Source organism: uncultured Campylobacter sp. (assembly GCF_947255105.1).
GTDB lineage: Bacteria > Campylobacterota > Campylobacteria > Campylobacterales > Campylobacteraceae > Campylobacter_B.
Window position 1 is genome coordinate 1 of the sequence record NZ_CAMYFP010000007.1, and the last position, 13,023, is coordinate 13,023.

A 13,023-nucleotide genomic window follows, 5' to 3' on the forward strand; every position below is an offset into this window, starting at 1 on the left:
ATTGGCTTGTAAATTTGAAGCATTTAAATCTGCTTTTTTAGATAAGTCAGCTGCTGTAGTTGAGCCACCTGTAGAGCTTGAGCTTTCTATCTTTTTGATCCACTTAGTTAAACTTGTATAGTTTCCATCTTTTGAGATGTTGATATCATCAAATTTCGGAGTTCTAGCCATAAGTAAATTTATACTACCATCTTTGTTGATTGAAGTAGCTAGGTTTTCACCACTTAGTAAGTCGTTTAAGTCCTTTTTGCTACCTGTTAGCTCAAAATCGCCTCTTACTTTGATAACTCCACCAAGGGCGTGAGAGACTTTTGTGCCTTTGGTGATGTCGGTGTCGGCTGTGGCGTTGTAGTCAGCCTGTGTGAGAAAGCCTTTATTTACAGTTTGATTAACATCATATAGTTGCTTACCAGTGACTGCATCGGTGCTATCTTTGGTGATGTTGCCATCAGCTAAATTTGTAAGTTTGATAGTGCTATTGTTTTCTCCAGCAAAACCGATAGTTTTATAACCAAATTTTTTTAACTCGATAGGCGACTTATCCTCTTGATTCTTCGTAACGTTATCATCTGCTATGGTTATGGATTTAAACCTAGGTTTATCTGTCATAGCGATTTCAAATTTACTATTAACATCCTTTTTTGCATTCTGATCAAAATATCCTTTTGTGAATCTTGTCTCAAGATTTTTACCGGTATAAACAACATTAGTCTTGTTGTCCTCCCAGTTGCCATCAGTTTTTATCTTTAAAGTATTATAACCTTTCTTTTCAGTGTGTATCTTGTCACCAATATCGCCGATATCTCCTTCTGCATACAAACCTATTTGTTTTAGTTGAGCGACATTGACTGCATCGGTATCTCTGGTACCTGCTGCAACACCAGTAATTTGGCGAGTTATTTTCTCTTTGCTTGTATCATCACCTACGGCAAATGGTTGATCTGTTGCTTCCCAAGTTGATTTTTGATGCTTAATAAAATAATCGGTACTTTTATTTATATCAGATGCTAGAGGTTCATATCCCACAAGATCTGTTGCTCTAACGTTTGAAACTGAACCTTGCCCTATAGCCACACCACCATTAGCAATGACTTTAGCACCACTTCCTATAGCTACTGCATCATTGGCAAGTGTATGTGCATCATGTCCTATAGCGACAGAATTTTCATAAAAAGCATTCGATTTATACCTGACAGTTTTTCGAATTTTCATTTTTTCAGTTCTAGGAAGCTTATCAAATTCTGCTTGTGTTATTAGCTTGCCATTATATTCATATTGTGCTTCATATGAGTCTATTATTTTTTCATATGTAGCTTTTATTTTTTCATATTTATTTATTAATTCTTGCTGTTCATTTTTTATTCTATCATATTTACTTTTATCTGGATAAGTTATTGCTTTGTTATAATTTTCTACTGCTTCATCACGTTTTTTTACTGCTTCATTTATATTTTTTTGCAATTGTTTCTTAAATCCTACAAGTGAGTTAGATCCAATGTTATATGAATCTCTATCAATTACACCTTCACCAGTTTTTGCACCAAAACCTACGGCAACTGAGTTATCACCTGCTTTGGCATTTGGTCCGATAGCGATAGCGTCTTTACCTATGGCACCGTCATTGTCATAGTTTGAGCTGGGGCCTGTTATAGATGAGTTTATATCTATATAGTGGACTTTTGTACTTTGTAGTGTTTGGTTTAGTTGTCCTAAGTTGACAGCTTCATCATCAAGCTTTGCTTTGGCGACATTGCCAAGGCGAATTTTTCCATTTTTGTTGTCTCCGACTTTTCTGCCGGCGGGTATTGTGCCATTTGCCTCATCAGCTGGCGTGTATTTTTCTGGAGCTGTGCTTTTGCCATCAAAATCAACTAAACCAAGACGATCGGGTCTTTTTAGATTATTAATATCTGGTTCTTCACTTTCCATTAAATTTAAATCTCTAAGAAGCTTACCCAGATTTTGCTCGTTAGCATTTATTAGGCTGGTAGAAACGTAATAGCCATCTGGTCCTGTATATAATGTACCATCACTGTTTTTTTTTAAATCACCAATTCTGAAATACTTAATTGAATTTCCACTCTTTACTGCATATAGCTTTTCATCATCTGCTAGATTATAAACATACCATTTTTTTTCTTTAGCATCATACCTAACAACTTCTTTATTTGTAGCTTTTCCAGCGCCGGTAAATTTCTCACCAAATTCAAAAAATCTCACTTCAGAAAGCTTTCCATCTGCTCTAGCTAAAGTTCCTGTTGGCAATACATATCTTTTTCCATTTTTTAGGGTTATCACACCTCTTTCATCATAAGAATCAACCTTATACCATTGGCCATTTATATCAATATATCCTCTGCCTTGCCCATCGATGTAGCCATCCATTGACTTGACAAATCTAGCGACTCTATCACCACCATTTGTAGTATAAACAATATTACCGTTCGTCTGGGTAACAAGCTGCTGTCTAGTTATATCTGGTGTTACTTCAGCTTTTAGATTACCTACAAACACTCCACAAAATAGAGTTGCTGCAAATAGTCCTTTTAGTAAAAAGCCATTATTTAAAACAACTGAATTTCTTAAATCAAAAAAGTTTTTTAAAACTTCAACACCGCTCTTTTCGACTACTGTGCCACTTCCTTTACTTGAGCTCACACATGAGCTGTTTTTGACGATGGCTACCCAGCCGATACCATCTTTATAAACTTTGTTCATAATATATCCTTTTCACTCTTTTCTAACTTCGCACTTGCAAAGTCAAACAAAAAACTTGCAGCACAAATGGTTATCATCATAGATAAAATTCTAATATTCATTAAAACAACTCCTTGTTTTAAAATTTTATATTTATCTCAATATAATCTGTAAATAGTAGCATAAATTTATGTAAATTGTGCTAATTTCAAAAAAAAAAAAAAACGAATGTCAAGCAAATTTAGGCAAATTTGTTCTAAAAAATACAAATGTTACAAATCGTAAATTTCAAAGTTACAAATGAGCCTATTTAGCTACTTGAATTTATGCTTCATAAATTTGAGTCTAAGAGAGTTTAAAACAACACTCAAAGAGCTACATCCCATAGCAAGTGCCCCATAAGCTGGATCTAGCGCTGAGTTTGTAAGTGGGTAGATGGCGCCTGCTGCTATCGGTATGCAGATGATGTTATAAAAAAATGCCCAAAAAAGGTTTTGTTTGATGACTTGCATTGTAGCGCGTGACATCTCTATGGTGTAAGGCACCACTCTTAAGTCGTCATTTACCAAAATGATATCGCCTGCACTTTTTGCGATATCGCTTCCAGAACTCATCGCAAAACCGCACTCTGCTACCTTTAGAGAGAGCGCGTCATTGACTCCATCGCCCACAAAGGCAACTTTGCTTTTGCTTTGATACTCCTTTACGATATCTAGTTTTTGTGTTGGAAGTTGGTTGGCATAAACTTGCGTTATGGAGCAGTTTTGTGCGATGAAGTTGGCGGTCTTGGAGTTGTCGCCTGTCAATAAAACTGAAGCAATGCCTTGCTTTGCCAACTGCTCTACTGTCTCTTTTGAGCTCTCTCTTAGCCTGTCACTAATGGCTATGTATCCTACGAATTTTTTATCGATAGCTACATAGACTACGCCAAAGCCGTCATTTAAAAGCTTTGTAGCGACCTCTTGGCTCTCTATGGCGATGTTGTTTTCTGCAAAGAGCGCCTCATTGCCAATGTAAATATTGTCATCGGCTATTATGCCCTTACCGGCTATGTTTTGAAGCTCTCCGTGAAATTTAGTGATAGAGATATCTTTGTCTTTGGCATACTCTACAATTGCCTTTGAGATGAGATGTTCGCTAAGCTCTTCAACTCCTGCAACTATGGCCAACTCTTCGTTGGTTAAATTTGTCTTATAGAGTGAGATTTTGCCCTGCGTTAATGTGCCTGTCTTGTCAAAAATAACTGTTTTTATCTCTTTTATAATCTCTAAAACCTCTGTATTTTTAATCAAAGCTCCATTTTTGGCTAAATTTGAAAGTCCGCAAACTATAGCTACAGGCGTTGCAAGTCCAAGTGCGCAAGGACAAGAGATGATAAGCACACTAACTGCCGATATAAAGCCATTTGAAAGACTACCAACTACAAAAGCCCAAATCAAAAATGTAATGAGCGAGATGGCGACGACAGTTGGCACAAAGATGTTGGCAACCCTATCGGCAACTCTTGAGATGGGCAGCTTCTTGGCTCCTGCTTCGCTTAGAAGTTTGATGATGTTGGAGAGCATATTTTGCGAGTTTGGCACTGTGCATTTGATGTTTAAAAAGCCATTTGTGTTGGTAGAACCAGCATAGACCTCATCGCCAACTTGGCGATAAACAGGCAAACTCTCCCCTGTCAAGCAGGAGGTATCAAGCTCTGCACCGCCACTTACTACGATACCATCACAAGGCAGACTCATGCCATTTTTTACAAGGATGATGTCGCCTACTTTGATCTCTTTGGCTAAAATCTCCTTTGTAGTGCCATCGCCACAGACTAAAAGCGCCTTTTTGGGAGTTAGGTTTAGAAGTGATGTTATGTAGTCATCTGCTTTGAGTTTGGAGCGCTCTTCTAGGTATTTGCCAATGAGTATAAATGTGATAATCATAGCGGCTGACTCAAAATAGAGATGAAGTTCTATGCTAGCACCTTTAAAAATAGCACCAAAAAACAGCACAACAACAGAGTAGAGATAGGCTGAGCCACTTCCAAGAGAAACTAAGACATTCATATCATAGTTGCGGTTTTTAAGAGCGAGATAGCCATTTTTAAAAAAGTCAAAACCGCCATAAAAAAGTATCGCAGTTGTAAAAACAAAAGAGATATAATCCTTAAATTTAAAGCCAGAAAACATCTCAAAATAGACAACAATAGCCAAAAATAGCGCTGAAATAAAGAGTCTATTTTTGAGATGATTTAGGTAGTTGCTCTTCTTTTTTTGAAGCTCTTCATAGTCTGAGGCTATTTCATAGCCAAGCTTTAAAATCCTCTCTCTAATCTTCTTTTCAACACTTTCATCTTCTATCACAAACTCGCCATAAGAAGAGGCAAAGCTAACATTTACACTTTTTACACCATCAATCTTGCTAACTGCCCTTTCTACGGCGTTGGAGCAATTAACACAGGTCATTCCAACGATATTTAGCTCTATTTTCAACTCTTTATAGCTCCTCTATCACTTCAAAACCAAGCTCATCTAGTTTGGCACAAAAGTCGCTTACTTGGGAGTTTTGTATCTCAAGAGAGACAATTGCATTGGCAACATCTACTTCGATATTGCCAAACTCATCTTTGAGAGCATTTTTTATGGTATTTGCGCAGTTGTTACAGCTAATATTTGCAACTTTAAATTTCTTCACATCTGACTCCTTAAATAATTTTGATATTGATTAATTATATATGGCTTAATTAAACTATATGTTAATGTTAGGTTGCTGTAATTTTTGCTATAATTCTTTTTTTAAGAAAATAAGGAGTAGATAGATGGGAAGAGCGTTTGAGTATAGAAGAGCCGCAAAAGAAGCAAGATGGGGCAAAATGAGTAGAATTTTTCCAAAACTTGCAAGATCTATAACAATAGCTGCAAAGGATGGTGGGATAGATCCTGATATGAATCCAAGGCTAAGAACTGCAATAGCTGCTGCCAAAGCTCAAAATATGCCAAAAGACAATATCGATGCAGCCATAAAAAGAGCTAGTGGCAAAGAGAGCGAGAACTTTGAAGTGATTCACTATGATGGAAAGGGACCGCATGGCGCTCTTATCATAGTAGAGTGTGCCACCAACAACCCAACAAGAACAGTGGCAAACATAAAAGCTGCCTTTGGAAAAAATGGTGGTGAGTTTTTGCCTATTGGAAGTCTCTCTTATATGTTTAATAGAAAGTCCGTTTTTGAGATAAAAAAACCAAAACATCTAAGTTATGATGATGTGGAGTTGGAGCTTATAGACTATGGACTTAGCGAACTTGAAGTTATCAAAGCCGATGAAGAGCATAGTGATGAAATGGCTGTAATATATGGCGCTTATGAGGATTTTGGTAGGCTAAATGAGGGTATTGAGCGACTTGGACTTGAGCTTATAAATGGTAGTTTGAAATTTATCCCTACAAATAAACAAGAATTTAGCGATGAAGAGATAGAAGAGATAGAAAAGCTTATCGACAAACTCGAAGAAGATGACGATGTGCAAGAGGTTTATACAAATATAGCGTAAGTTAGTTGGCAAAATGCTTTTTAATAGTTATGTTTTTATCTTTGCCTTTTTACCGATAACTTTTGTTGTATACTATCTGCTAAACTATAAAAAGTACTTTTTGGGTGCAAAAATTTTCTTAATTTTTGCATCACTGTTTTTTTACGCTTGGTGGAATGTAAAATATCTACCAATTCTTATTTTTTCGATAGTCTTTAACTACTTTACATCAATGGCAATACTTTCAGACAATAAGTTAAACAAGAAATTTGTATTAATCTTTGGAATTTGTCTGAATATAGTGCTTCTTGGCTATTTTAAATATGCTGATTTTTTTATAGATAACTTAAACTTTACACTAAATTTAGATATAAATTCTCTAAATTTGGCTCTGCCTTTGGCTCTATCTTTTGTTACTTTTCAACAAATTGCCTATTTGACTGACTGCTATAAAGTGAGAATTGCAAAAGATAGTAAAAATAGTGGTGAAGTCTACAAAATAGATAAAAATTTTCTCAACTACTGCACTTTTATCACATTTTTTCCACAACTAATAGCTGGACCAATAGTCCATCACAAGGAGATGATGCCACAATTTGCTAGTTTTAAAAACAAATTTATAAACTACAGAAATTTAAGCTTAGGACTATTTATATTTTCTATCGGTCTGTTTAAAAAAGTGGTTCTTGCCGATACTTTTGCACTTGTTGTAAATGCTGGTTTTGCAAACAGTGCTATGCTAAATTTCATAGAGGCTTGGGCAACATCACTTTCTTATACATTTCAGCTCTATTTTGACTTTAGTGGATATTGCGATATGGCGATAGGTCTAGCCTTGATGTTTAACATAAAGCTTCCATTAAATTTCAACTCTCCTTATAAGTCTTTAAATATACAGGAATTTTGGAGAAGATGGCATATCACTTTGGGGCGATTTTTGACAAGATATCTCTATTTTCCACTTGGCGGTAGCAGAGTTTCTAACAAAAGAACCTATCTAAATTTAATGATAGTATTTTTGATAAGTGGGCTTTGGCACGGTGCTGGATGGACATTTGTATTTTGGGGGTTTCTACATGGAGTTGCCATAGTAATTCATAGAATTTGGTCAAATTTAGGCTTTAAGATGCACAAACTAGCAGCTATTTTTATAACTTTTAACTTTGTCAATATAGCTTGGGTATTTTTTAGAGCAAATAACTTTAAAGATGCTTTAAATGTCCTAAGAGCAATGTTTGATCTAACAAATATAGCTTTGCCAATAGCTTTAAGTACAAAACTTGGCTTTCTGGCAAAATATGGAATTATTTTTAATAACTATACTGTAGATTCGCATTTGATTTTAAAAATAACTTTTTATATGGTTTTTGCCTTTATCTCTGTCTTTTTCTTGAAAAATTCAATTCTTCTATCAAAGACTAAAAGAAAAAACTATCTCTTTGCCCTATACTGCGGCTTTATCTTTGCTATTAGTATTTTAACGATATCGGTTTCAACATATAGTGAGTTTATCTATTTTAACTTTTAGGATGGGACGTGAATTTTAAAAAGTTATGCTTTGTGTATTTTCTGGGCATTGCACTATTTTTTACGCTGTTTTTTGCACTATTTTTTATCACAGTTAGGCATTATGACCCACTTAAAATTTGGCATATAAATAAAAACTATAGCCAATACCTGCAAATAAATATGCGACAACAAGCAGCTGGGATTATAAACAATTATGATTTTGATAGCGCTATTTTAGGAACTTCTATGCTGGTCAATACATCAGCTAAAGAGGCTAATGAAATTCTAGGTGGGAGATTTTTTAACATCTCAATGCAAGCAAGCAATTTTTATGAAAGAAGCTTTGTTTTACAATATGCAATAGACAAAAAAAAGCTTAAAAAAGTTTTATACTCGCTTGATACATACTCAATAATCAATTCTGATATATCTAATAATAAAGGGCTAAAAGAGTGTGTATATGATAAAAATCCATTAAATGATTTTGAGATATATTTAAATGATAGATATATTATGTGTTTATTTACCTTTATGAAAATAAAAGGTTGTAAAGGGGAAAAAGCTGATTTTGATAGACCAAATAAATGGTGTGATAATGTTTTATATCAAAATAGATTTGGAGGAATAGACAACTGGCTTAAAAATAAAAATAAAAATCAAATAAGAGCAACATTTGAAGATGTGCTAGATGCCATAAAAGAGATAAAAGCCAACAATACAGAATATGACAAAGATGTAGATAAAAAAATGAAAAATTCAAAAAAATATATAGATGACTACATAGTTAAATTTGTAAAAGAGAGCCCAAAAACTGAATTTTTGATGTTTATTCCACCATACTCTAGGATAGAAAACTCTATTTTAGTTAGATATAAAAAATCAGATTATAAGATTTTGTATGATGGCTTAAAATATTTAGTAGAGATATCAAGTAAATATCCAAATTTAAAAATCTATGCTTGGGGTGATATGGATTTTGTAGATGATATCGCAAACTATATGGATTTAACCCATTATAGTCCAAAGATTAACTCCAAAATGCTCTTGTGGATAAAAGAAGATAAGGGGCTTTTAACACTTGAAAATTTTGATAAATATTGGGAAACTTTCACTAAAAAATCAATGGAATTTGACATTTTTTCAATTGGTGAGAAAATAGAAAGCTATTTAAAATAAACTTTTAAGTTGGTATTGGTTAAAGTTACCAATAACTAATAAATTTAAAGGATAAAAATGGAAAAATTAAAAGTTTTCGATATAGATAAAGATGAGTTAGCAAAGTATAAATTTGCCATAATTAAGACTGAAAAAGGCGATATGAAAGCAAGATTGTATCCAGATGAGACACCGCAAACTGTAATGAATTTTGCAAGCTTAGCAAAAAGTGGCTTTTATAAAGGGCTAAATTTTCACAGAGTTATACCAAATTTTGTTATTCAAGGTGGTTGTCCTTTTGGCACCGGAACTGGCGGTCCGGGATATAGGATAAAGTGTGAGTGCGATAACCAAACTCACAAGCATAAACGCGGAACTCTCTCTATGGCTCACGCTGGACGCGATACTGGCGGAAGTCAGTTTTTTGTTTGCCACTCGGCTCAACCTCATCTTGATGGCGTGCATACAGTTTTTGGCGACCTAATAGACGAAAAGTCACTAAAAGTTCTTGATAGTATAAGAGTTGGCAATAAGATTGTAGATATAGAGATAAAGGAAACTTTGTAATGCTACACTCTATAAATGATCGCTCGCCTGTGGTGCATTGCATAACCAACACTGTCTCAGCAAACTTTCAAGCAAGCGGTCTTTTGGCAATTGGCGCCTCATCAATAATGACAAATGAGCCAAAGGACGCAACCGAAACAGTTGAAGTCTCCAATGCGCTCTCTCTAAATATCGGCACTATCAACAAAAAAATTAAAAAAGCTATGATTCTTGCTGGAAAAAGAGCTAATGAGCTTAACATTCCTATTGTCTTTGACCCTGTTGGTGCAGGTGCTACTAGCTACAGAACAAAGATTGCAAAAGAGCTTTTGACAAATCTGAAATTTAAAGCCATTAGATGTAACTATACAGAGCTTTTTACCATAGCAAATTTTACCTTTGATGAGCAAGTAGAGCAAGGCAGTATTGATGATATTATAAAGATAGCCAAAAAAGTAGCCTCGCACTATGGGACAATTGTAGCTGCAACTGGGGCAATTGACCTGCTTAGCGATGGCAATCTAGTAGAAAAGATAGAGGGCGGAAGCTCTATCACAACAAAGATAGCAGGAGCTGGTTGCCTGCTTAGTAGTATAGTTGCTGCAGCGCTTACTACAGACAGTGATCCTTTTATTGCAACATATGAGGTCTTAAAAGAGTATAAAAAAGCCGCCTCAATGGCCGCGTCTAAAAGCACGTTGGCTGGTAGTTTTAAGCTCTATTTTATAGATGCTTTGCAAGAACTTAGCCAAAACTAAAGCTCTATCTACCACTATAAATTTAAAGTGGTAGATAGAAAAATAGCTTGTTATTTAATATCTTTTAGAAATTCAGCCACCAAAAAGGCAAGTTCGACTGCTTGATCGGCATTTAGCCTTGGATCACACATCGTTTCATAACGGCTCGCAAGTTCCTCTTCAGTAAGTTTAAAAGAGCCACCCATGCACTCTGTGACATTTTGACCTGTCATTTCTAGATGTATTCCACCTGGATAAGTTCCAACAGCTTTGTGTATCTCAAAAAAGCTCTTAACCTCGCTTATGATACTATCAAACTCTCTAGTTTTGTAGCCGTTTTTGGTCTTTATGGTGTTGCCATGCATTGGATCTATACTCCAAACTACACTTAGACCCTCTTTTTTGCACTCTTTTAAAATTGGCTCTAAAGAGCTTTTAATAGGCTCTGCTCCCATTCTTATGATGAAATTTAACTTGCCCTCTTCGTTGGTAGGATTTAGTTTCTGACTAAGTTTTATAACATCATTGGCAGTTGCATTTGGGCCGATTTTTACGCCGATTGGGTTTTTGATACCACTCAAAAACTCAACATGTGCCTCATCAACAGCTCTTGTTCGCTCACCTATCCAAAGCATATGTCCCGAACAACCATAATAATCACCACTCAAGCTATCAACTCTAGTAAGCGCCTCTTCATATGGCAAAAGAAGTGCTTCGTGAGAGGTATAGACAACTGTTTCATTTATGCTTGGTGTATTTTTGGAAGTGATACCGCAAGCTTCCATAAAATCAAGCGCCTCAGTTATTCTGTCAGTCATTTGGTTAAATTTAATATCTAGCTCAGGCTTTTTTGCAAAACCCAAATTCCACTGATGAATTTCATGCAGGTTTGCAAGTCCTCCCCTTGCAAAGGCACGAAGTAGGTTTTGCGTGCTTGTGCTTTGATGATATGCCTCTATCATTCTTTTTGGGTCAGCCACTCTTGCCTCTTTGCTAAACTCAAAGCCATTGATGATATCGCCTCTATAGTTTGGAAGCCTAACTCCATCTATCTCTTCAAAGTCGCTACTTCTAGGTTTGGCAAATTGTCCTGCTATGCGCCCTACTTTGACAACTGGCTTGCCACCACCAAAGGTCAATACAATCGCCATTTGAAGCAAGACTTTAAACATATCTCTTATGTTGTTTGCACCAAAATTTGCAAAACTCTCAGCACAATCGCCACCTTGAAGCAAAAAGCTCTTTCCCGCTGCAACTTTGGCAAGCTCTTTTTTAAGACTCCTAACTTCACCTGCAAAGACAAGTGGTGGCAAAGTTGCAAGGTAGCGCTCAACTCTTTCTAGCTCCTCTTTGCAAGGATAGCTAGGTTGTTGCCTTATCTTATAATTTCTCCAACTATCTTTACTCCAACTCATAGCTCTCCTTTAAATTTAAAAATTCATCGATACTATCTAAAAATATCTTAAACACCAATATAAGAGTATTTTAAAAAAACAATCTATATAATTGGCGCTTGGAGAAATTTATGAAATTTAGCGAATATAACCTGGGTCTTTTTTATGGAGCGCTCTCTTTTTTGATGTGGGGGCTCTTTCCGATATATTTTAAGCAACTAACGGATTGTAGTGCGTATGAGATACTTGCGCATAGAATCTTTTGGTCTTTGGTGCTTCTTTTTATACTAATTAGGCTTAGCAACAGGTGGCAAAGTCTAAAGACTATTTTTGCCAAACCAAAGGATGTTATTTTGCTAATGGCAGCTGGAATTTTCATAAGTATGAATTGGGGCATCTACATCTACGCCGTAAATAGCAACCAAATTTTAGCAACTAGCCTTGGGTATTTTATCACTCCATTTATCTATCTACTTTTTGGAGTTTTTATCTTCAAAGAGAAGATTTCGCTAACTGGAAAACTCTCAGTAGCTCTGCTTTTGCTAGCCCTCTCTATTCAAATTTATGCTATAAAACAGCTTCCGCTCATCTCACTCTCTTTGCCACTAACCTTTTCCATCTATGGACTTATCAAGAAAAAGGTAAATGTGCCAACAGTTGAGGGGCTTTTTATAGAAAATACACTTATCTGTCTTTTTGCCATCATCTATCTCTCATATCTTGGCATAGATGGCATAAGCCACTTTAAATTTGATAAAAATGGGCTACTACTTATGGGATGTGGCATAATAACAGTTCTTCCGCTTCTTACATTTAACGGGGCGGCTGCTAGAATAAAGCTCTCTACTATTGGGTTTTTGCAATATCTCTCGCCATCAGTGCAAATTTCAATAGCGGTATTTATCTACAATGAGAGCTTAGATAGTTACAAAATAATAAGCTTTTTACTTATCTGGGTTGGATTGATAATTATGACAACAGAGAGTATAATAAAGAGAAAAAAAGGTAGAAAATGAATCTTGAATTAATGGTCATTGCTGTCATTGCTGTGGCAATAGTTGTCTATATGCAGATTAAAAAAGTTGAGATGAATGATGGAAAAATCGCCTCTAGTGTGGATGAGCGCCCTATTTGTGAAAAATATATGGCACTTATAGATGATATAAAAGAGCTTATAGAAAAAAGTATCCAACTAGTAAAAGATGAGAAAATAAAACTACTAAAAGATGAAAACGACTACAATAGCGAGATAAAGGGGCTTTTGTATGAGCTTGACTTTATCGCCCAAACTCACAAACATCTAGAAGATCCAAAAAGATGGGAGCAAAAGATATTTGGTGTTTTGGATAAACTTACAAAGATAAATGAAGAGTATTTGGTAGATGGCAAAAAGATAAATGAAGAGCAGAAAAATAGCCTTTATGAGAGTTATAAGGAGTTAAATTTATAGTCTAAATTTGGCATTTTGGGA

At 35.5% G+C, this 13,023-nt stretch carries 11 protein-coding genes; 7 read left to right on the forward strand and 4 right to left on the reverse strand.

From position 1 onward, the window contains the following. The 3 genes from Q0X52_RS04840 to Q0X52_RS04850 form a co-directional block, all read right to left on the reverse strand. Positions 1 to 2,718, reverse strand: a 2,718-nt coding sequence (locus Q0X52_RS04840; RefSeq protein ID WP_297575542.1) for a hypothetical protein, incomplete at its 3' end; no start/stop codon positions are given. Between the two features lie 293 nt (positions 2,719 to 3,011). Continuing rightward, positions 3,012 to 5,174, reverse strand: coding sequence for a heavy metal translocating P-type ATPase (locus Q0X52_RS04845; protein WP_297575544.1), 2,163 nt, complete (start codon positions 5,172 to 5,174; stop codon positions 3,012 to 3,014). A gap of 4 nt (positions 5,175 to 5,178) precedes the next feature. Further along, positions 5,179 to 5,376, reverse strand: a complete 198-nt coding sequence (locus Q0X52_RS04850) for a heavy-metal-associated domain-containing protein (protein ID WP_297575546.1) — start codon at positions 5,374 to 5,376, stop codon at positions 5,179 to 5,181. A 124-nt stretch (positions 5,377 to 5,500) separates the two neighbouring features. Between Q0X52_RS04850 and Q0X52_RS04855 the strand changes: the two genes are divergently transcribed. Genes Q0X52_RS04855 through thiM form a run of 5 tightly spaced genes read left to right on the forward strand, consistent with a single transcriptional unit; the run spans position 5,501 to position 10,179 of the window. Further along, positions 5,501 to 6,232 carry a YebC/PmpR family DNA-binding transcriptional regulator gene (locus Q0X52_RS04855; protein ID WP_297575547.1) on the forward strand — a complete coding sequence of 244 codons (732 nt, stop codon included), beginning with the start codon at positions 5,501 to 5,503 and terminating at the stop codon, positions 6,230 to 6,232. A gap of 13 nt (positions 6,233 to 6,245) precedes the next feature. Then, positions 6,246 to 7,739, forward strand: coding sequence for an MBOAT family O-acyltransferase (locus Q0X52_RS04860; RefSeq protein ID WP_297575554.1), 1,494 nt, complete (start codon positions 6,246 to 6,248; stop codon positions 7,737 to 7,739). A 32-nt stretch (positions 7,740 to 7,771) separates the two neighbouring features. Beyond that, positions 7,772 to 8,896 (forward strand): hypothetical protein, encoded by a 1,125-nt coding sequence (locus Q0X52_RS04865; RefSeq protein ID WP_297575556.1) that lies wholly within the window; start codon positions 7,772 to 7,774, stop codon positions 8,894 to 8,896. 57 nt (positions 8,897 to 8,953) lie between these two features. Continuing rightward, on the forward strand, positions 8,954 to 9,442 hold the full coding sequence (locus Q0X52_RS04870; RefSeq protein ID WP_297575558.1) for a peptidylprolyl isomerase: 489 nt from the start codon (positions 8,954 to 8,956) through the stop codon (positions 9,440 to 9,442). After that, the gene (thiM, locus tag Q0X52_RS04875) at positions 9,442 to 10,179 is read left to right on the forward strand and encodes a hydroxyethylthiazole kinase (protein WP_297575560.1); all 738 of its coding nucleotides are present in this window, start codon (positions 9,442 to 9,444) and stop codon (positions 10,177 to 10,179) included. The genes Q0X52_RS04870 and thiM overlap by 1 nt, the downstream gene beginning before the upstream one ends. 50 nt (positions 10,180 to 10,229) lie before the next feature. On the opposite strand, the gene Q0X52_RS04880 is transcribed toward thiM, so the two are convergent. Then, positions 10,230 to 11,573: a class II 3-deoxy-7-phosphoheptulonate synthase gene (locus tag Q0X52_RS04880; protein ID WP_297575562.1), complete on the reverse strand. Its 1,344-nt coding sequence runs from the start codon at positions 11,571 to 11,573 to the stop codon at positions 10,230 to 10,232. Positions 11,574 to 11,683: 110 nt separating this feature from the next. Here Q0X52_RS04880 and rarD point away from each other — a divergent pair, with 110 nt between their 5' ends. Beyond that, a complete protein-coding gene (gene rarD / locus Q0X52_RS04885) occupies positions 11,684 to 12,568 on the forward strand; it encodes an EamA family transporter RarD (protein WP_297575564.1) in 885 nt (294 codons plus the stop codon). Continuing rightward, complete coding sequence (locus tag Q0X52_RS04890; protein ID WP_297575567.1) at positions 12,565 to 13,002, forward strand: hypothetical protein; 438 nt, start codon at positions 12,565 to 12,567, stop codon at positions 13,000 to 13,002. The genes rarD and Q0X52_RS04890 overlap by 4 nt, the downstream gene beginning before the upstream one ends. Positions 13,003 to 13,023: the final 21 nt, after the last annotated feature.